The 20879-nt window shown below is 24.6% G+C and carries 18 protein-coding genes and 1 tRNA gene; 7 read left to right on the top strand and 12 right to left on the bottom strand.

What is annotated here, in order from left to right; all coding sequences use genetic code 11:
* Window positions 1-163: 163 nt before the first annotated feature.
* The 3 genes from metE to ftsY all read right to left on the bottom strand — a co-directional run bounded on the left by metE (window position 164) and on the right by ftsY (window position 4874).
* Entirely contained in the window at window positions 164-2446 is a 2283-nt protein-coding gene (gene metE, locus BUCISPPS3390_RS00100) for a 5-methyltetrahydropteroyltriglutamate--homocysteine S-methyltransferase (protein ID WP_154060976.1), read from the bottom strand.
* A 614-nt stretch (window positions 2447-3060) separates the two neighbouring features.
* Entirely contained in the window at window positions 3061-3927 is an 867-nt protein-coding gene (gene rpoH, locus BUCISPPS3390_RS00095) for an RNA polymerase sigma factor RpoH (RefSeq protein WP_172599036.1), read from the bottom strand.
* An 89-nt stretch (window positions 3928-4016) separates the two neighbouring features.
* Window positions 4017-4874: a signal recognition particle-docking protein FtsY gene (ftsY, locus tag BUCISPPS3390_RS00090; RefSeq protein ID WP_269471940.1), complete on the bottom strand. Its 858-nt coding sequence runs from the start codon at window positions 4872-4874 to the stop codon at window positions 4017-4019.
* 260 nt (window positions 4875-5134) lie between these two features.
* On the opposite strand from ftsY, the gene rsmD reads away from it, so the two are divergent.
* Together rsmD and dnaC are read left to right on the top strand one after the other, a co-directional pair.
* Window positions 5135-5713: a 16S rRNA (guanine(966)-N(2))-methyltransferase RsmD gene (gene rsmD / locus BUCISPPS3390_RS00085; RefSeq protein ID WP_154060642.1), complete on the top strand. Its 579-nt coding sequence runs from the start codon at window positions 5135-5137 to the stop codon at window positions 5711-5713.
* 243 nt (window positions 5714-5956) lie between these two features.
* Window positions 5957-6691, top strand: coding sequence for a DNA replication protein DnaC (dnaC, locus tag BUCISPPS3390_RS00080; RefSeq protein ID WP_154060641.1), 735 nt, complete (start codon window positions 5957-5959; stop codon window positions 6689-6691).
* A gap of 30 nt (window positions 6692-6721) precedes the next feature.
* On the opposite strand, the gene efp is transcribed toward dnaC, so the two are convergent.
* The 3 genes from efp to BUCISPPS3390_RS00065 all read right to left on the bottom strand — a co-directional run bounded on the left by efp (window position 6722) and on the right by BUCISPPS3390_RS00065 (window position 9443).
* On the bottom strand, window positions 6722-7291 hold the full coding sequence (efp, locus tag BUCISPPS3390_RS00075) for an elongation factor P (protein WP_154060640.1): 570 nt from the start codon (window positions 7289-7291) through the stop codon (window positions 6722-6724).
* A gap of 154 nt (window positions 7292-7445) precedes the next feature.
* Entirely contained in the window at window positions 7446-9098 is a 1653-nt protein-coding gene (gene groL, locus BUCISPPS3390_RS00070) for a chaperonin GroEL (RefSeq protein ID WP_154060639.1), read from the bottom strand.
* 51 nt (window positions 9099-9149) lie between these two features.
* Window positions 9150-9443, bottom strand: a complete 294-nt coding sequence (locus BUCISPPS3390_RS00065; RefSeq protein ID WP_154060638.1) for a co-chaperone GroES — start codon at window positions 9441-9443, stop codon at window positions 9150-9152.
* A 386-nt stretch (window positions 9444-9829) separates the two neighbouring features.
* Here BUCISPPS3390_RS00065 and BUCISPPS3390_RS00060 point away from each other — a divergent pair.
* A tRNA-Phe gene (locus BUCISPPS3390_RS00060) sits at window positions 9830-9902 on the top strand.
* Window positions 9903-9936: 34 nt separating this feature from the next.
* On the opposite strand, the gene mnmE is transcribed toward BUCISPPS3390_RS00060, so the two are convergent.
* The 5 genes from mnmE to rpmH all read right to left on the bottom strand — a co-directional run bounded on the left by mnmE (window position 9937) and on the right by rpmH (window position 13557).
* Entirely contained in the window at window positions 9937-11301 is a 1365-nt protein-coding gene (gene mnmE, locus BUCISPPS3390_RS00055; RefSeq protein WP_154060637.1) for a tRNA uridine-5-carboxymethylaminomethyl(34) synthesis GTPase MnmE, read from the bottom strand.
* A gap of 75 nt (window positions 11302-11376) precedes the next feature.
* Window positions 11377-12240, bottom strand: coding sequence for a membrane protein insertase YidC (gene yidC / locus BUCISPPS3390_RS00050; RefSeq protein WP_154060636.1), 864 nt, complete (start codon window positions 12238-12240; stop codon window positions 11377-11379).
* Window positions 12241-12802: 562 nt separating this feature from the next.
* Window positions 12803-12964 carry a hypothetical protein gene (locus BUCISPPS3390_RS00045; RefSeq protein WP_172599020.1) on the bottom strand — a complete coding sequence of 54 codons (162 nt, stop codon included), beginning with the start codon at window positions 12962-12964 and terminating at the stop codon, window positions 12803-12805.
* A gap of 62 nt (window positions 12965-13026) precedes the next feature.
* Window positions 13027-13398: a ribonuclease P protein component gene (gene rnpA / locus BUCISPPS3390_RS00040; protein ID WP_172599019.1), complete on the bottom strand. Its 372-nt coding sequence runs from the start codon at window positions 13396-13398 to the stop codon at window positions 13027-13029.
* 24 nt (window positions 13399-13422) lie between these two features.
* Window positions 13423-13557, bottom strand: coding sequence for a 50S ribosomal protein L34 (gene rpmH / locus BUCISPPS3390_RS00035; protein WP_154060634.1), 135 nt, complete (start codon window positions 13555-13557; stop codon window positions 13423-13425).
* A 603-nt stretch (window positions 13558-14160) separates the two neighbouring features.
* Here rpmH and BUCISPPS3390_RS00030 point away from each other — a divergent pair.
* From BUCISPPS3390_RS00030 to gyrB, 4 genes are all read left to right on the top strand, one after another.
* On the top strand, window positions 14161-14568 hold the full coding sequence (locus tag BUCISPPS3390_RS00030) for a DnaA ATPase domain-containing protein (protein ID WP_331877449.1): 408 nt from the start codon (window positions 14161-14163) through the stop codon (window positions 14566-14568).
* Between the two features lie 296 nt (window positions 14569-14864).
* On the top strand, window positions 14865-15206 hold the full coding sequence (locus BUCISPPS3390_RS00020; RefSeq protein WP_172599018.1) for a helix-turn-helix domain-containing protein: 342 nt from the start codon (window positions 14865-14867) through the stop codon (window positions 15204-15206).
* 3 nt (window positions 15207-15209) lie between these two features.
* The gene (gene dnaN / locus BUCISPPS3390_RS00015) at window positions 15210-16316 is read left to right on the top strand and encodes a DNA polymerase III subunit beta (RefSeq protein ID WP_154060631.1); all 1107 of its coding nucleotides are present in this window, start codon (window positions 15210-15212) and stop codon (window positions 16314-16316) included.
* Window positions 16317-16361: 45 nt separating this feature from the next.
* Window positions 16362-18773, top strand: a complete 2412-nt coding sequence (gyrB, locus tag BUCISPPS3390_RS00010) for a DNA topoisomerase (ATP-hydrolyzing) subunit B (protein WP_154060630.1) — start codon at window positions 16362-16364, stop codon at window positions 18771-18773.
* 132 nt (window positions 18774-18905) lie between these two features.
* Here gyrB and mnmG read toward each other — a convergent pair whose 3' ends face one another.
* Window positions 18906-20798 (bottom strand): tRNA uridine-5-carboxymethylaminomethyl(34) synthesis enzyme MnmG, encoded by a 1893-nt coding sequence (gene mnmG / locus BUCISPPS3390_RS00005; RefSeq protein ID WP_154060629.1) that lies wholly within the window; start codon window positions 20796-20798, stop codon window positions 18906-18908.
* Window positions 20799-20879: the final 81 nt, after the last annotated feature.

Here is a 20879-nt window from a genome sequence, read left to right as displayed (position 1 = left end):
AAGATAAAAAACAAATAGAAACTATAATACATTTTATATGTATAAAAAAATAAAAAATCATCAAAAATCATCAGTAAATATATTATATACAAAAACCATTAACAAACCACTAAATACAATTAACAGTTTATCAAATCGCATTAAGTGGAATGTATGTTAAAACTTATTCTTTTGAAAATTTTTTTCGAATGTTTTTAGTAGCTTGTATCATATTTTGTAAAGCTAGTAATGTTTCCATCCAATTACGAGTTTTTAAACCACAATCTGGATTTACCCATAACTGTTGTATAGGAATATATTCTATTGCTTTAATTAATAATTTTTCAATCCAATCAATAGTAGGAATATTTGGAGAATGAATATCATATACTCCTGGACCAATATCATTAGGATATTTAAATGTTTTAAAAAATTCTAATAAATCCATATCTGAACGAGATGTTTCAATAGTAATTACATCAGCATCTAAATCTACTATTGCAGGCATAATATCATGAAACTCACAATAACACATATGTGTATGAATTTGTGTACTATCTTTTACTCCAGATGAACACAACTTAAATGCTTTAACTGCCCATGATAAATAATAGTCCCGATAACATTTTCTTAAAGGCAATCCTTCTCGTAAAGCAGGTTCATCAATTTGAATAATATTAATACCAGCGTTTTCTAAATCTAATACTTCATCTCTTAAAGCTAAAGCAATTTGCTGAGCTATGCACTCTTTAGAAATATCTTCACGAGGAAAAGACCAACATAAAATTGTAACTGGTCCCGTTAACATAGCTTTAACCGGTTTATTAGTCAATGATTGAGCAAATTTTGACCACATAACCGTAATAGGAGTAATCCGACTAATATCTCCCACAATAACGGGAGGTTTAACACATCTCGAACCATAACTTTGTACCCAACCATATTGCGTAAAAACAAAACCTTCTAAATACTCACTAAAATATTCAACCATATCATTTCTTTCTGGCTCACCGTGCACTAAAACATCTAATCCCAATTTTTCCTGTTGAATAATATTATTTTTGATATGTATTTTTAAACTATTCTCATAATCTGATTGGCTAATCTTTTTATTCTTATAATCTAATCGTAACTTTCTAATGTCTGTAGTTTGTGGAAAAGAACCAATTGTAGTAGTAGGTAAAATTGATAACTTTAATTTTTTCTTTTGAATAACCGAACGTACAGAAAAATCATGCTGTCTTTTCATTTGATCAGAAGAAATTTGCAATACACGTTTTTGTACTACAACATTATTAACTATATTAGATGATTTATACGCATTAATAGGTTTAACCCAACGATGTATTTCTTCTATATCTAAATTTTTATTTAGTACACGAGACAAAATAGATATTTCTAAACATTTTTGTATCCCAAATGAAAACCAAGATTTCACAAAATCTGTTAGATTATCTTCTAGTGATATGTCTAAAGGAACGTGTAAAAGTGAACAAGATGTACTAATCCAAAAGATACGCTTAACTTTTTTAAACAAATTTAATTTCGTGTACCATTTTAATAAATCTGTTTTCCAAATATTACGTCCGTTAACTACTCCTAATGATAACAAGAATTCTTCGTTAAAATAATTATGTAATTGACATATATCATATTTTCCTGCAACTAAATCAATATGTAAACCATCAATTGATAATTTATTAATTATATCTATATTATTATGTATATCACCAAAATATGTAGACAACATAATTTTTATTTTATTATTTTTTAATATTTTATAAACATCAATAAAAGCTTTTTTCCATTTTGTAGGAATATCTAAAACTAAAATAGGTTCATCAATTTGAATCCATTCAATATTTCTGCTAGATAATTCCATTAACACTTCTTTATAAACAGGTAAAATTTTCTCTAAAAGATCTAACTTATTAAAGTTAGCTCCTTTGATCTTACCTAACCATAAATATGTAAGCGGACCTAATAAAACTGGTTTTACTTTATATCCTAATGACAATGCTTCATCAGTTTCTTCTAAAATCTGTTTCCAGGCAAAATAAAAATTTTGATTACAAGATAACTCAGGTACAATAAAATGATAATTTGTATCAAACCACTTAGTCATCTCAGAAGCGGAACAATTTTTATCAGTTACTTTCGATCCTCTAGCAATTCTAAATAAAGTATCTAAATCTAACTTGGAGTTATCTATTTGATGTCTTTTAGGAACATTATTAATCATCATGCTGACGTTTAAAACATGATCATACCATGCGAAATCACCTACAGTTACACAATCTAAACCACAATCAACTTGATATTTCCAGTTGTTATATCTAATAGTTTTACCTACTGTTAATAAATCACGTAAAGTACTTTTTTTTGACCAATAATTTTCTAAAGCAAATTTTAATTCACGATGCGTACCAATTCTAGGAAATCCTAGTACATGATTTTTTATAGTCATACATGTTTTTCCTGTTTTAATATTCATAAAAAAACAACAAACACCAAAATAATTAACTGTTTAAGTTATCTAAAATGAATAACTATCAGTTGCACACATAAAAATATTATTGTAAAAAATTTCTAATATAACTTATCGATATCAAATATTTTTCAAAAAATATTATTAATATATATTAAAATATGTAATATGTACTTTTTTACCTAATACTCATTAATATTTAAAAATATTAATCATTTTTTTAAAAAAAACAATAGAAGATCACTTGTTAATATAATCAGTTAAAATTTAATTTATTATATAAATATTTGTGATAAACCATTATAAATATTAAAATATTTAAAGAAAAATATTTGATATTATAAAAAATCTATTATTCATAATAATATAAAATCATAAACATACCGATAATAAAAATATATTAATTTTATCAAAATTAGCAATCAATACTTTTCTATAATATGATAAAAAATCAATAGTACAAAATTATTAGAATTTTATATATAAATACATATATTAAAGAAATATATTTATATATTAATATTTTTTAAAAAAGAAATAGAAATTCAAGAATAAATACTAACAATTCAAAAAAAATACGTTATTAATAATAATTATGCTTCAATTGCTATTTTTAATTTTTTCATAGCATTTTTTTCTAGCTGACGAACTCGTTCAGCTGAAATCCCGTAATCTTGAGCAATAGCCTGCAATGTAATTTTAGAACTATTTTTATTTAACCAACGTCTTTTAATAATTTGTTGACTTCTTTCATCCAATACTAATAATGCATTACTTAATTTATTCGAAGCATGTAAGGCCCAGTTATCTTGTTCAACTTTCATTGCAAAATTTGATTTTTTATCTTCTAGATAAAGAGAAGAACGTGTGTTATTTGTAGAGTAATCGGATTGAGAATCTGGAGGTGTAATATCTAAAGTTATATCTTGAGCAGACATTCTTGCTTCCATTTCTTTTACTTCTTGTCGACTAACACCTAATTCACGTGCAACAATATCTATTTCATGCAAGTTAAACCAACCTAATCTTTTTTTAGATTTTCTTAAATTAAAAAATAATTTTCGTTGTGCTTTAGTTGTGGCAACTTTTACTATACGCCAATTTTTTAAAACATATTCATGAATTTCAGATTTTATCCAATGTACAGCAAATGAAACTAAACGAACATTAATATTAGGATTAAAACGCCTAATAGCTTTCATTAAACCAATATTTCCTTCTTGAATTAAATCAGCTTGTGGTAAACCATATCCTGAATAATTTTTAGCAACATGAATTACAAATCTCAAATTTGATAAAATCAATAATTTTGCTGATTCTATATCTCTATAAAAAAATAATTTTTCTGCAAGTAACTTTTCTTTTTTAGAAGATAATATAGAAAAAGAATTCGCCATACGAATATAGGCATCTAAACTGCCAATATTTAAAAAACTAATTGTGTGAACTTGATGTTTTATTTTTTTCATTTTATCCTAAAGGTACAATATAAACTGTGCATTCTAATTAAACTATGAATCTATTTGATAATTTAACACATTAATATGATTTAACTAATATTAAAAAAACTATCAACAAATTTTGTACTATCAAAAGATGAAAAATCTGTTATTTTGTCTCCTGTACCAACAAAACAAATAGGAATTGTTAACTCGTTAGCAATTGAAAAAATAATTCCACCTTTAGCTGTACCATCTAACTTAGTAATAATCGACCCTGTAACAGGAAGATTGGAAGAAAAAACTCTAGCTTGTTCTATAGAATTTTGACCAATTCCAGCATCTAGTACCAAAAATATTTCATGAGGTGCTGTAGGATGACATTTATTAATTACTCGATTAATTTTTTGTAATTCTTGAATTAAATGATATTTATTATGTAAACGACCAGCAGTATCAATAATCAAAATATTCTTTTTTTGTTTTATGGATTCTTTAATTGCATCAAATACAACTGAAGCAGGATCTGAACCTAGAGGTTTGGAAAAAACTGAAATATCATGTAATACACCTAAGTCTGTCAACTGATCAATTGCAGCAGATCTATAAGTATCACCTGCAGCAACCATAGTAGAATAACCAAGTGTTTTATAATAATATGCTAATTTTGTAACAACAGTAGTTTTTCCTACACCATTGACTCCAATAATCAAAATTATAAATGGCATTTTAGTTTTAGAAATACTACAATTTTTATCTTTAGATACAACTAACATATTTAATAATAAATTTTTAAAATATGTAATAGCTTGTTTAGAATTTATTAAATTTTTTCTTTTAATATGTTTTTTGAATATATGCAGAATTTTTTCAGTAGCGGTTATCCCAAAATCAGATGATAATAATAAATTTTTTAATTCTTTAAACATCTTTTCATCTAATTTTGGTGCATAAAAAATACTATTTATTTTATTAATAAAAAAATTTTTGGTACTATGTATATAATTATTAAAAAAAGAACTAATTTTATAATTAGATGAATTTGGAAAAGAATCTTTTAAACAAGTTTTTGTTTTATTTTCAGAAGTATTATTCTGATTTTTTTTTTCAAAAAAAGATTTTAAACTAGAAAAAAAATTTTTTTTTTATTACACATATAAACCTCAATTTTTTATTATTATAATATTTACAACATTTTATTTAAAAATTCTATAAAAACATTACAAAAATGAAAAAAAAAAATAAAAAAACAAAAAAAATTCGTATTACTGGTGGATTTTTAAAAAATAGAGTATTACATTCAGTTAATAAAATAAATGTAAGACCGACTAGAAATCGTATTAAACAAGTATTATTTAATTGGTTACAACAATATATAAAAAACTCCATATGTTTAGATTGTTTTTCTGGCAGCGGGAACTTAAGTATAGAATCAGTATCTCGATTAGCTACATCAGTTACAGCTTTAGAAAAAAAATATATTTTAGTTGACAAACTAAAAAAAACACTAAAAATTTTTTCTATTACTAATATATCAGTTTTTCACACTAACACTTTATGGTGGCTAAAAAAAAATGGTACGCCATATGATATTATTTATTTAGATCCACCTTTCTATAATAAAATATTGCTTAATAAATCTATTCAATATCTAGAAAAATATAATTGGATTAATAAAGATTCCATTATATATATTGAACACACAGATAATAATATTTATATACCGAAAAAATGGAAATTAATAAAAAGCAAAAAAATAGGAATAGTATCATTTTCATTATTTTATAGAAAAAATTATATAGTTTAATAAAATAAATCAAATATAAACTATAACATTATATACATATCACTATACATTTAATGAAAATCTTATGTTTAAAATTATAATAACATATAATTAATAACATTCACATAAAGTATTCATCAATGAACAATTATTATATCATAAAAGTTATAGTTAAAATTATGTTTTAAACAAAAAACAATAAAAATTTTTAAAAATTACTATAAATATTAAAGATAACAACATGTGGAAAAATAAATACTATAAATGAACAATTTCTTAAAAAAACTAAAAAAAATCATGCCTGCCTATATAGAACCAAAATTTTTTAATGATAAAGAATTATTATCTTGGAACCAGGAACAAGGAAAAAAATATTCTGAATCTATTATTCAAAAAAACAAAGCTACAAAAATACAAAGAATTTTGGGTCGATCTGGAATACGAGAATTATATAAAAATTGTTCTTTCGAAAACTACAAAATAAATCATGAAGGACATAAAACGGTTCTATGCGCTGCCCGAAGATATGCGGAAAATTTTAAAAATAATATTTCTAGTTTTATATTTTCAGGTCGACCTGGAACCGGAAAAAATCATTTAGCTTCAGCTATTGGAAATTATTTAATTTTACGAGGAAATAATATATTAATCATCACAGTTGCAGATCTTATGTCAACCTTAAAAAGTACTTTTAATCAGTCGTCTTCAAAAATAACTGAAGAAAAATTATTATATAACTTTAGCACGGTAGACCTACTTATAATCGATGAAATTGGAATGCAAACAGAATCTAGATATGAAAAAATGATTATTAATCAAATTATAGATAGAAGATCGTCTTCTCAAAAACCTACCGGAATTTTATCTAATTTAAACCATAAAAAATTAAATAGTCTATTGGGGGAGAGGGTTCTCGATAGAATGAGTTTAGGAAATAGTTTATGGTTAACATTTGAATGGGAGAGTTATAGAAAAAATGTACAAATAAACCAACGTTAATTATTAATAATAAATATTATAACCATCACATTAATGATTTGTACGAGATATATATTTTCCAAAACGAGTATCTATTTTAATAGAATCACCTTTTTTGATAAATAAAGGAACACGAATAGAAGCACCTGTTTCTACAAAAACTAATTTACTAGCAGAATTAATAGTATCTCCTTTTACTGTAATATCAATATCTTGAACTTTTAAATTTATAAATTTATTGGTATGAACAGAAATGGGAGAATTATTCCATAAAATAATTTTACAACTAGAGGAATTTGTTAACCATTTTTCACATCCATACAAAAACTTTTTTAAAACATGGATATGTTCAAAATTTTTTTTATTCATAAATACCCAAATAAATCCATTGTTATACAAATAAATTGCAGTAATTTCTGTAATATCAGTAGAATAAAAAACATCTGTTGCTTTAACAGTTTTACTGAATATCTTTCCAGTCAATAATTGTCTTAATTTAATTCTAACAAATGCTTGTCCTTTTCCTGGTTTTATAAATTCACTATATTGAATTTCATATGGTTGATTTTTTATTAAAATTTTTAAACCTGATTTTAAAGAAGTACCGCTATAAGTTGTCATAACATATATCTCAAAATATAAATATAATCCCTTGTTCTCATAATTATTTATTTCAGAGAACAAGGAGACTATCAGTATATATAAAATAGTGTAATTACATTATTTCTATTTTTACTGTAGTAAAATTTTTAATTAATTTAAAATTAAAAAAAACCTACATCATACCACCCATACCACCACCCATACCGCCACCTGGTGGAGTACTTAAATCAGACGAAGATTTTTCATCTTTAGGGAGATCTGTAACCATACATTCTGTAGTAATCATTAATCCAGCAACTGAAGCCGCATATTGTAATGCAGATCTAGTGACTTTTGTAGGATCTAAAATACCGAATGTTATCATATCACCATACTCATCAGTAGCTGCATTATAACCATAATTACCACGTCCATCTTTTACATTATTAGTTACAACTGATGGTTCTTCGCCAGAATTCGCAACAATTTGACGTAAAGGAGCTTCCATAGCACGCAAAGCAACTCTTATCCCTACATTTTGATCTTCATTTTGACCGTTAATACGAGAAATTTTTTCTGCTACCCTTACTAAAGCAACACCTCCTCCAGGTACTACTCCTTCTTCTACTGCTGCTCGAGTTGCATGTAAAGCATCCTCTACACGAGCTTTTTTCTCTTTCATTTCTACTTCAGTTGCAGCACCAACTTTTAATACTGCTACACCACCAGATAATTTTGCTAAACGTTCATTTAATTTTTCTTTATCGTAATCAGAAGTAGCTTCATGTATTTCTTGTCGAATTTGATGAATACGATCTTTAATACTATTTTTATCACCGTGACCACCAATTATAGTGGTTGCATCTTTACTAATTACTACACGTTTTGCTTGACCGAGATCTTCTAAAGAAGATTTTTCTAATTCCATAGCTAATTCTTCTGATATAACAGAACCTCCAGTAAGAATTGAAATATCTTGTAACATTGCTTTTCTACGATCACCAAAACCAGGCGCTTTAACCGCAGAAACCTTAACAATTCCCCTCATGGAGTTTACTACTAAAGTTGCTAGGGCTTCTCCTTCTAAATCCTCTGCAATAATTAATAATGGTTTGCTAGATTTAGCTACTGATTCCAAAATCGGTAATAACTCACGAATATTAGAAATTTTTTTATCTGCCATTAAAATATATGGATTATCTAATTCTACCAACCCAGTATCGGACTTATTAATAAAATAAGGAGATAAGTATCCTCTATCAAATTGCATACCTTTAACTACTTCTAACTCGTTTTGTAAGCCGGTACCTTCTTCAACAGTAATTACTCCATCATTCCCAACTTTTTCCATAGCTTCAGCAATCAAACTACCAACTTTTTCATCTGCATTAGCAGAGATAGTACCTACTTGTGTAATTGCTTTTGAATCAGAACACGGAACTGATATTTTTTTTAATTCATCAACAGCGTGAATTACTGCTTTATCAATACCTCGTTTTAAATCCATAGGATTCATTCCTGCAGCTACTGCCTTCAAACCTTCATTTACTATAGACTGAGCTAATAAAGTTGCAGTAGTAGTTCCATCACCAGCGGCATCATTTGCTTTAGAAGCAACTTCTTTAACCATCTGAGCACCCATATTTTCAAACTTATCTTCTAATTCAATTTCTCGTGCTACAGATACACCATCTTTAGTTATACTTGGCGGACCAAAAGATTTATCCAATACAACATTTCTACCTTTAGGACCTAGTGTAACTTTTACTGCATCAGCTAAAACATTAACACCTCGAAGCATTTTAATTCGAGCTTCATTACCAAATTTTACATCTTTTGCTGCCATTTGAAATGTCCTCAAAATTTAAAATTTTTAGTTAATATGATTATGAAATTATTATTCTTCTACAATTGCTAGAATGTCGCTTTCAGTCAGAATTAATATTTCTTCATTATCAATAGTTTCAGTTTTTGCACCATAACCTTCATTAAATACAACAACATCACCGATTTTTACGTCTAATTTTTTAACAACTCCATTATCTAAAATTCGACCCTTACCTACTGATAAAACCACTCCTCGAGTGGATTTTCCAGCTGCAGATCCAGTTAAAACAATACCGCCAGCAGATTTTGATTCAGCCTCATTACGTTTAACAATTACTCTATCATGCAATGGACGAAGCTTCATAGTATGATCCTCTCTAGTAAAATACGCGTTGTCGTGTTACGTAATCAGTGAGTAAACCAATATTTTTGTTAATGTACTCTTGTATTTTAAGAATATATGGACCTATATCAAGAATTTCAAGGGCATCGTTAATTTTTATTTAATTTTTTCAATAAAAAAATCAGACAATTAAAAAAAAATTAATGATATATTTATATACATAAACTATATTTCAAATATAACTATATAATGTACACATTATAAAAAATAGATTTTATATTACCTAAAATTCTGCCAAAAACCCAATTTGTACATTACTGCAAAAATGGTATCATGATACGAATTTAAAAATTTTATTTCATAAAAATATTGACAAAACAAACATTTTAATGTTTAATCATTTTAATGCCCGGATAGCTCAGTCGGTAGAGCAGGGGACTGAAAATCCCCGTGTCGGTGGTTCAATTCCGCCTCCGGGCATATTTATACAAACATATTCATTCATAAAAATTTTTTATTTTCCAATACAAAAATCAGAAAAAATTTTATTTAATAAATCATCGCTATTAAAATGACCTGTAATCCTCAGCAAACAATTCATTGACAAACGTATATTTTCTGATAATAATTCAACATTATTGCTTTTATACCAATCTTTTTTTCCTTTCATTAAATGTTTTAACGATTTTTCTAATTCCAAAACATGTCTACGTCTTGCTAAAAAAACACTTTCAACATTATTTTTGGTATGTAAAATTGTATTAATTATTTTTTTTAATCTATTTAACCCTAATTTTTTTTTAACTGACAAATAAATACATTGAAATTTCTGATGTACGACTTCTAATCGTGGTTGTTGTTCAGTGAGATCTATTTTATTAAAAATAAATGTAATAGTTTGATTAATACGTAAATTTTTAATACTCTTTAATATAACTTTGTTATTTTTTTTCTGATTACGCGAAGTATCTAAAACAAAAAAAACATGGTCGCAACTGCGAATACTTTTTTCTGCTAACTGGATACCTATATTCTCAATAACATCTTGACTTTTACGTAACCCTGCAGTATCCATAAGTTCATAACATATACCATTTGACCATATATCTTTACACATTAAATCACGTGTAGTACCCGGAATATCCGTAACAATAGAAACTCTTTGATCAGATAAATAATTAAATAAACTAGATTTACCTACATTAGGTAGTCCCGCAATTACAATCTTTATACTTTTTTGTAAAGCGTGACTTTTTCGTGCTGTATCTGTCAAATTTTTTAGTAATACAATAATTTTAGTTAACTGAGGCATGAAATCTAAACGCTCATAAGAGCTATCTATCTCGTCAGAAAAATTAATAGTAGCTTCTACTTGAGAATAAAAAACTTTTAATAAATCGATAATTAAACATATTTTTCTTGAGAAACTACCAGACAAAGAAAGTAAGGAAGCTTGTATTGATAATTTAGATTGTGCATTAATTAAATCACTAATTGCTTCAGCTTGAATTAAATCTATTTTTTTATTTAAAAAAGCTCTTTCTGAAAATTCACCTGGGCGTGCTAAGCGAACGTTATTCATACGTACTATATTTTCTATAATTATATCTAATAAAATTGGATTTCCATGACCTTGAAACTCTAAAATATCCTCTCCGGTAAATGACTTAGGAGCAGAAAAAAACAATGCAATACCATGATCAATAACATTCCCTTGAAAATCTAAAAATGATGCATTATGTGCAAAACGTTCTTTCATAGAGATATTTAAAAATTTTTTCATTATTCTTAAAACAGAAGAACCAGAAATTCTTATAATTCCAATACCTGATCGACCAAAAGCCGTAGCTGGAGCTACAATAGTTTCATTAAATATCATACTTTATTAATACTCTAAAAATATAAAAAATTATTTGCTTAATATAATGATTAATTTTTAATTATATAAATATTATTAATTATATTTATTATTTTTAAAAAAATTTCGACGTATAATCCACTGCTGTAAAAAAGTCATTAAATTACTCGTTATATAATATAAAATCAAACCAGAAGGAAGCCAAAATAAAAAAAAAATACATAAAAACGGCGTGACACATAAAAAATTTTTCTTTTTTATAATATTATTATAACTTAATTCATGATATTGAGTTAATAAAATACTCAAGATTACGCAAAATGGCAGTACATAATACGGATCGTAACTAGATAGATCTGTAATCCAAAAAATAAAAGGTGCATTCTTTAATTCTACTGAAGAAACCAATACATAGTAAAATGATAAAAATATAGGTATTTGTAACATTATAGATAAAAAACTAAAAAAAGGATTAATTTTCTTAAATTTATATAAAGATAAAATTTTTTTATTCATTACTGTAGAATCATTACAACATTGATGTTTTACTTTCTGTATTTCTGGTTGTAAAACTTTCATGTGTAACATAGATACATACTGTAATCTAGTTAATGGATACATAATTATCTTTACTAAAATAGTTACAAAAATAATGGTTATACCCCAATTATGAAAAAAACCATAAAAAAAGACTAGCAATTTAAAAACAGGATAGGAAATTATATTTAATTTTGCGTATTTTGTTATAAATTGTAAATTTTTTGAAAAAAATAACATAATATTTTTTACTATAGTGCTTAACCACTCATTACTAAATAATTTATAAAGATAATAAAACTGAACATGATATACTTTTGATAATAATCTAATTAATGCAATACTACTATTAACTTTATTTACGAAAATGACAAATTGATTATAAATATGAGAAATCCAAATTGTTAAAAATTTTATTTGCATTATAACTATCCAGTTAATGTTAATTATGATATGTATATTTTTTATACCAGATATTACTAAAAATAAAATTTTAATAATTTCTGTAAGTATTAAAAAACAGTTACCTGATAATTCTTTATATATAAAACTTTTTTAAAAAATACTTATAAAACAATTTTTTATAGAATACTCCATAAAAAATTATACATTGCATGTATATTATCGTGTAAAATATATTATCTATTTTTATACCATACAAATGAAGCACTAAAGAATTAATTTTTATTAAAAAAATTATAAATAAAATTTTGTTGTATTAATATTTTTATTTTTTAAAACTTAAATAAAAATATATATAAAGTAAATATTCTATATTATATAATAATTTTATATTTTTTATAATATCGAAATTATTTTTATTTCACACTTTACTAGTTATCTTATAAAGAATTTTTTATAATTTTAAAAAAAATCAACAAATATTTTTTATTTAAAAATCATTATTTAATATATTCGAAGATATATCTAGATCTCTTAATAGACTAACATCTAAAAAAATTAAATCATTTGATACATTAATCAATTAAATATTATTATTATTTTTAATGTCGTAAATTTTATGTACAAAACTATTTATCTTTACATTATTTTGATTTATAGAAGCATGTGTATTCCAGAAGTTCCATACAAAAAAAGAAAAAACAACACAAGATATTATAAAAAAAATACGTTTCAGATATATCATAAAATTTTCTCACTACTTAAAATTAAAAAAACTATCATAAATCGATGACATATAAATTTATGTTATAATTTATTTATATTCAAGACATTATTTTTACTTTTATAAGACCATAATTTTTTTAAAAAAAAAAATATTTTACTATTATTTAATAAATGAATATTTTTTTTAACAATTATTATAAAATCCATAAACAACAGATTATGTTGCACTAATCGAAAACTTTCCTTAATAAGACGCTTAACTCGATTACGATCATGTGACCGTGCAACGTTTTTTTTAGAAATAGAAATTCCTAATCTAGGAAATTGTAAATAATTTGTATGCATAAACATTAAAAAATGTTTTGTATGAATTTTGTAATTTTTATTATAAATTTTTTGAAATTGAACGTTTAACAACAAACGTGATTTCTTTTTTAAAGAAAATCGTGACATATTCATTACTTTTATAAAAATATTTTACACACATAATACTGAACGCAATTTTGAACGTCTGTGCGATAAAATATCTCGACCACTCTTAGATGACATACGAGAACGAAAACCATGTGTACGATTACGTTTAATGTTAGAAGGTTGAAAAGTACGTTTCATATAAGTATTCCCTATTTTTATACAAACAACATAAACAAGTATGTGTCAATTAAATAATAAAATATCTGTACATCATATAATAATTATATCATGTTATACATGAACATGTTTAAATTGATTAAATTAGATTTATTAAAAAAAATATTTTTAATACAAACAATATATTATTATAATAATATTTATATAAAAAAAACAAAAATAAAAATCTAAAAAATAAATATATTTTTAATATCAAAGTGCTTAAATAATAGTTGTATATCTTGATCTTTAATTAAATAAAAATATTTAAAAAATTGACTGAGTATCACAAAAAAAATAATATCATATATCTATTATTAATATAATTTTTAAATAACATTTATTACCAAAATTCAATACATTTATTCTTTTAAAAAAATCAAAAATATAATTATTATTATATATACATTTAAAAAAATTATGTATATATTAATCGTAACATAAAATATCAAAAAATCTGTAAATCATTATATTAAATAATATAAATAATAACCATTCTATAAAATAGAAAATATGTTGTATGATATTGTTAATATTAAAAAATAAAAATCAGTATAAAACAAAAACTAAAAAAATTAAAATAAAATCAAAAATATCAAAAAAAAACTACTTTTAAAAAATAATATTCAACTTAACTATCAGTTTGATAATTTTATTGAAGGTATGTCGAATCAATTAGCGCGTTATGCAGCATACATGTTTACCAAAAAATCAAAAAATTTTTTTAACATATTATTTTTATGTGGAAAATCTGGATGTGGAAAAACACATTTACTTCATGCTATAGGCAATAAAATCTTAACAAAAAATTATAATCATGAAGTAATTTATATACATGCAAAAAATTTTATTCGTAATATGACTTTTTCATTAAAAAACAATTCTTTAATCCATTTTAAAAATTATTATAGTTCTATAAAAACTTTATTAATAGATGATATTCAATATTTTTTTTATAAAAAAAAAAAAAAAAAAAAATATTCAATATATTAAATAAATTTTTACAAAAAAATCAAAAAATTGTATTAACTACAAATTTTGATATAAATCAAATAAAAAAAATATTACAAAATTTACCATCTCAATTTAAATTAGGATTAATTACATCCATTAATCCTCCTGAATTAATAACTAAAATACATATTTTATTAAACAAGGCTCATGATAATAATATTAAGTTATCATACAAAATAGCAAAATATATTTCACAAAAAATGTGTTCTAATATAAAAAAATTAATATTTTTTTTAAAAAAAATACATTTTAAATTAATTCTTAAAAAAAAAAAAATGACAAAAATTTTTGTACAAAAACAAATAAGTAAATTAATAAAAAACAAAAAAAAACCGGATATACATGTAATTCAAAGAAAAGTTGCTACTTATTTTAATATTAAAAAATCAGACATTATTTCTTCTAAAAGATCAAAATTTATTGTAGAACCTAGACAAATTGCTATGTTTTTAATAAAAAAATTGACTGATTATAGCTATTCCGAAATAGGAAAAGCTTTTGGCAAAAAAAATCATACTACTGTGTTACACGCTTGTAAAAAAATCAATTATTTAAAAAAAAAAAAAAATAAAATTTATTACGACTTTTTACACTTGTTCAATCAATTAAACGTATAAAACATGGAATTCAAAATTAAAAACAATGATTTTTTAAATTCTTTTAAAAAAATCAACAGAATCATTACTAAAAATACCGTATTTCCAATCTTAGAAAACGTAATTATTAAAATTAATGCAAATATATTAAAATTAACCAGTTCTACATTAGAAATCGAATTACATACATATATACATAGAAAATACTTTATCTTCTATACTTCTGGATGCATTACAGTATCTGGAAAAAAAATATTTAGTATTTGTCGTAATATCAAACGTAATGAAGAATTGCATTTTCATTTAATCAACGAAAAAATGCATATAAAAATATTTAATAGTTTATTCAAATTAAATACTTTACCACAAAAAAAATTTCCAAAATTTAAAAAAATTCAAAAAATAAAAAAATTTTTTATTTCACAAAAAATATTAAAAACAATTATTTCATCAATTTATTTTTCTATAGCGCATAATGATGTCAGAAATCCTTTAAATGGAATGTTGATTGAATATAAAAAATCTTATTTACGCACAGTTACGACTGATGGACATAGATTATCTATATATACTATTATGTTGAACGCTGAAATATCTTCTTTTTCCATAATCGTTAATAAACAAGCTATATTAGAGTTAAACAGACTATTAACTTACACAGATGACTTAATCTCCATGAATATTGACTATCATTATGTCTCGTTTCAATTCGATACCAGTTTATTAATAACAAAATTATTAAATGGTAACTTTCCTAATTATCATGATGTAATTTTAAAAAAATATACTCACTCTATTTTGCTGCACACCGAACAACTAAAAGAATCATTATTAAAAACATCCATTTTATGCAATACTACCTTTAAAGGTGTTTTTTTAAATTTTTCAGAAAATTTATTAAAAATAACATCAAACAATCAAGATGATGAGGAATCATGTGATTCTTTTTACATAAAATATCAGCAAAAAAATATTTCATTTTCTATAAACGTTTTTTATTTATTAGATGTTTTAAATGCTCTAAATACTCCTACAATTAATATTATTTTTGATACTCCAATTTCGAGTATTCAAATTCAATCAAATGCACAAAAAGAAACTAAGTATATAATTATGCCTTTAAAACTATAATTTTCAATTCAAAATTAATTTTTCATATACAAAAAAGGATAATACATGTCAAACTTATACACTTCATCTAATATAAAAATATTAAAAGGATTAGATGCAGTTAGAAAACGCCCAGGTATGTATATTGGAGATACTGATGATGGTACAGGATTACATCATATGGTATTTGAAGTAGTAGACAACTCAATAGATGAGGCTTTAGCAGGACATTGCAATTTAATTGAAGTAATCATACATTACGATAACTCAGTCTCTGTAAGAGACAACGGAAGAGGTATACCTACAGATATTCATCCAGAAGTAGGAGTATCTGCAGCTGAAGTTATTATGACCATGCTACATGCTGGAGGAAAGTTTGATGATAGTTCTTATAAAGTTTCTGGAGGGTTACATGGTGTCGGTGTTTCAGTGGTAAACGCTTTATCTGAAAAATTAGAATTATATGTTTATCGCGATGGAAAAAAATATTATCAAAAATATTTTAATGGAAATCCAAAAAAAAAATTATTATGTACAGGAATCACGAAAAGAAAAGGGACAAGAATCCGGTTTTGGCCCAATAAAAATATCTTCACTAACCATAATACTTTTCAATATGAAATTTTACAAAAAAGATTGCAAGAATTATCATTTTTAAATGCTAATTTATTGATTAAACTAAAAGACATTAGAAATCAAAAAAAATTTCAATATTTTCACAAAGGAGGAATTAAATCATTTATCAAAAAAATCAATAATAAAAAAACACCAATACATAAAAAAATTTTTTTATTTAGAAAACAAAAAAAAAATATTGAAGTAAATATCGCTATGCAATGGAATACAAAGTTTCAAGAAAAAATATTATGCTTTACTAACAATGTACCACAACAAGATGGAGGCAGCCATTTATCAGGATTTCGAGCTGCGTTAACACGAACATTAAATTATTTTTCTGAAAAAGAAAAATCAAGTAAAAAAAATAAAATCACAATTACAGGAGAAGACACGAGAGAAGGACTAACCGCTTTAATTGCAATTAAAATGTTTAATCCAAAATTCTCTTCCCAGACAAAAGAAAAACTAGTATCTTCAGAAGTAAAATCTGTAGTAGAAAAATTATTAAATGAACACTTAATGAATTTTTTATTAGAAAATCCTAAAGATGCAAAAATCATTGTTACTAAAATTATACAATCAGCACGATCTAGAGAAGCAGCGAAAAAAGCTCGAGAAATAACTCGTCGAACAGGATCGTTAGAAACATCTCACTTGCCTGGAAAATTATCCGATTGTCAAGAAAAAGATCCCCATTTATCAGAAATATATTTAGTAGAAGGTGACTCTGCAGGAGGTTCTGCAAAGCAGGGAAGAAATAGAAAAAACCAAGCCATTTTACCATTAAAAGGTAAAATCTTAAACATAGAAAAAGCCCGTTTTGAAAAAATAATAACATCATCAGAATTAATTACATTAATTACTGCTTTAGGATGTGGTTTTGGAAAAGAAGAATACAATCTCAAAAAATTAAGATATCATTCTATTATTATTATGACAGATGCGGATGTAGACGGATTACATATTAGAACATTACTATTAACATTTTTCTTTCGACAAATGCCGGAAATAATAGAAAATGGACACATATATATTGCTCAACCACCATTGTATAAAGTTAAAAGTGGAAAACAAGAAAAGTATTTAAAAAATTCAAAAGAACTATATACCTATCAATATCAATTTATACAAAAAAATAGTTACATTATATGTACTCAAAAAAACAAACAAAAATATCATCAAAAAAAATTCTCTCGGATTATGTTTGAATACCAACAAATCAATAAAAATTTTTTTTCTATAAATAAAGAAATACCATTATTCATATATAAAGCTATGATTTACATTTTTCCATTAAAAAATTTAGACAAAAAAAAAAATGTAAGATTATGGATTAAAAAATTAACAAAACAACTACAAAAAAAAAAATATTCTCATAATAAAAATATATATTCTTATTATATAAAAAAAAATCAGAAAAAATATGAACCAACATTAAACGTTAGCAACAAAAAAATTTTTCATTCTTATCATTTAAAAAATGATTTTTTTTCAACAAAAAAATACACAAAATTTATTAAATTCATAAAAAAAATTAATCATATGCGTAAAAATTATGCACATATACAATTTCATAAAAAATCTTTTATATTTAAAAATTTAGACGATACAATTAATACATTAATACAAGAAACAAAAAAATTCATTAGTATTCAAAGATACAAAGGATTGGGAGAAATGAATCCTGAACAATTATGGACTACTACTATGAATCCTGAAACTAGACAGATGTTACAAATAACTATACAAGATGCCAAAATAGCTAATCATCTATTTAGTACCTTAATGGGAGATACAGTGCAACCTAGAAGGGAATTTATTAAAAAAAATGCTTTATATGCAAAAAATATTGATGTGTAAATACATATTAAATATACAAGAAACATAAATTTTAAAATTCACATGCTTATTAATTTCGGCAGGAAATAAATCAAATAAAACCTGCCAAAATATATCGAAAAATATATATTGAAAAATTTTAAATCTAGAAAACTAAAAACTAAGATTATGTTTTTTTAAAAAAACAAGCAGTATAGAAATCGCTACTGGAGTAATACCAGAAATACGTGAAGCTTGTCCTAAAGAACAAGGACGATATTCATTTAATTTTATAATTACTTCATTCGATAGGCCAATAATGTCCTTATAATCTTTTATAGATGACAATTTTACATTTTCATATCGAATACTTCTTTTAGCTTCTTTTTTTTGACGTTTAATATATCCATAATATTTACTCCGTGTCTCAATTTCATGTATAACAGCTTTATCTTCAACAACACAATTATCAAATATATTCTGGTTAAGAAAATCCATTAAAATATCATATGTAATATGTGGTCGACGTAAACAATCAAAAGCAGAACAATTTTTTTTTAAAGTAATATCTAATTTTTTATTTTTAAAAAAAGAATTAATGGATTTAGATGTAATTTTAATATTTTTTAATCGTTCAGATTCTTGTGAAATTTTATCTCTTTTTTTAGAAAAACATGTCCATTGTCCATGATTAACTAACCCAAGTTTATAACCAATTTTTGTTAAACGATCATCAGCATTATTTTCTCGTAATAACAATCGATATTCTGCTCGTGAAGTAAACATACGATAAGGCTCAGAAGTACCTTTATTACATAAATCGTCTATTAAAACACCAATATATGCTTCATTCCTTTTAGGAAACCAAGGATCTTTATTTTGAACTGATAACGCGGCATTTATACCTGCAATTAAACCTTGAGCGCCAGCTTCTTCATAACCAGTAGTCCCATTAATTTGACCGGCTAAAAAAAAATTTTTGATAATTTTAGATTCTAATGTCATACGTAAATCTCTGGGATCAAAATAGTCGTATTCTACAGCATATCCAGGATAGACAATTTCTGATTTTTCTAATCCTGAAATTGAATGAATCATTTTTTTTTGTATTGAATACGGAAGACTAGTAGAAATCCCGTTTGGATAAATTATTTCGCTGTTAATACCTTCGGGTTCTAAAAATATTTGATGACGAAATTTATCAGGAAATCGAACTATTTTGTCTTCAATAGATGGACAATAACGAGGACCAACTCCGTGAATAAAACCACTATATATCGGACTGCAACATAAATTATCTTTAATTAAATTATGTGTATTCACATTTGTATATGTAATATAACACGGTACTTGTTTAGGATGATGTGAAATAGATCCCATAAAAGAAAAAACAGGAGTAGGAATATCGCCCCATTGTTGTTCTAATTTATTAAAATCAATTGTTTTAGCATGTAAACGTGGTGGCGTACCTGTCTTTAATCGCCCAGTTCTAAAAAAATATTTTTTTAAATTTTCAGCTAACGTTGATGAATTTGAATCACCTCTTCTACCTCCAAACATAGTTTTAGAACCAATATACATTTTTCCATTTAAAAAAGTTCCAGCGGTTAATATAACAACAGTACTTTTAAAACAAACACCATCAGCAGTCAAAACGCCATATACCTGGTAATTCTTAATTATTAAATCCAATACTTCTGTTTCTAAAATTGTTAAATTATCATGATTTCTCAAAAAAAATTGTATTTTTTTTTGATACAAAAGTCTATCCGTCTGTGCTCGTGTAGACTGTACTGCAGATCCTTTTCTTGAATTTAAAATTTTAAATTGAATACCTGCATAATCGGTTACTTTTGCCATCAAACCACCCATTGCATCAATTTCTTTTACCAATTGACTTTTACCTAAACCACCAATAGCTGGGTTACATGACAAAGCACCAATGGTATTAATTTTATGTGTTAATAACAAAGTTTTATGACCCATTCTTGAAGAAGCAGAAGCTGCTTCTGTACCAGCATGTCCTGCTCCAATTACAATAATATCAAATTTTTTATAAAAAACCATTTCTTTTTCCTAAAATACTGAATTAATATTCATTTATTTATTTATTTATATTTATATATTATATATTTATATATTTATATA

The sequence above is a fragment of the Buchnera aphidicola (Cinara cf. splendens/pseudotsugae 3390) genome (assembly GCF_900698845.1).
Taxonomy (GTDB): domain Bacteria; phylum Pseudomonadota; class Gammaproteobacteria; order Enterobacterales; family Enterobacteriaceae; genus Buchnera_F; species Buchnera_F aphidicola_AM.
The sequence above is the reverse complement of the archived record's forward strand: the minus strand, read 5'-3'. Positions and strand labels throughout refer to the sequence as shown.

Excerpts from the sequence above, each read along its gene's own strand:
- dnaC (WP_154060641.1), top strand. The coding sequence starts at position 5,957 with ATGAACAATTTCTTAAAAAAACTAAAAAAAATCATGCCTGCCTATATA.
- rnpA (WP_172599019.1), bottom strand. The coding sequence starts at position 13,398 with ATGTCACGATTTTCTTTAAAAAAGAAATCACGTTTGTTGTTAAACGTT.
- mnmG (WP_154060629.1), bottom strand. The coding sequence starts at position 20,798 with ATGGTTTTTTATAAAAAATTTGATATTATTGTAATTGGAGCAGGACAT.
- mnmE (WP_154060637.1), bottom strand. The coding sequence starts at position 11,301 with ATGATATTTAATGAAACTATTGTAGCTCCAGCTACGGCTTTTGGTCGA.
- dnaN (WP_154060631.1), top strand. The coding sequence starts at position 15,210 with ATGGAATTCAAAATTAAAAACAATGATTTTTTAAATTCTTTTAAAAAA.
- rpmH (WP_154060634.1), bottom strand. The coding sequence starts at position 13,557 with ATGAAACGTACTTTTCAACCTTCTAACATTAAACGTAATCGTACACAT.
- efp (WP_154060640.1), bottom strand. The coding sequence starts at position 7,291 with ATGACAACTTATAGCGGTACTTCTTTAAAATCAGGTTTAAAAATTTTA.
- metE (WP_154060976.1), bottom strand. The coding sequence starts at position 2,446 with ATGACTATAAAAAATCATGTACTAGGATTTCCTAGAATTGGTACGCAT.
- BUCISPPS3390_RS00045 (WP_172599020.1), bottom strand. The coding sequence starts at position 12,964 with ATGATATATCTGAAACGTATTTTTTTTATAATATCTTGTGTTGTTTTT.
- groL (WP_154060639.1), bottom strand. The coding sequence starts at position 9,098 with ATGGCAGCAAAAGATGTAAAATTTGGTAATGAAGCTCGAATTAAAATG.
- gyrB (WP_154060630.1), top strand. The coding sequence starts at position 16,362 with ATGTCAAACTTATACACTTCATCTAATATAAAAATATTAAAAGGATTA.
- BUCISPPS3390_RS00065 (WP_154060638.1), bottom strand. The coding sequence starts at position 9,443 with ATGAAGCTTCGTCCATTGCATGATAGAGTAATTGTTAAACGTAATGAG.
- BUCISPPS3390_RS00020 (WP_172599018.1), top strand. The coding sequence starts at position 14,865 with ATGACAAAAATTTTTGTACAAAAACAAATAAGTAAATTAATAAAAAAC.
- rsmD (WP_154060642.1), top strand. The coding sequence starts at position 5,135 with ATGAAAAAAAAAAATAAAAAAACAAAAAAAATTCGTATTACTGGTGGA.
- yidC (WP_154060636.1), bottom strand. The coding sequence starts at position 12,240 with ATGCAAATAAAATTTTTAACAATTTGGATTTCTCATATTTATAATCAA.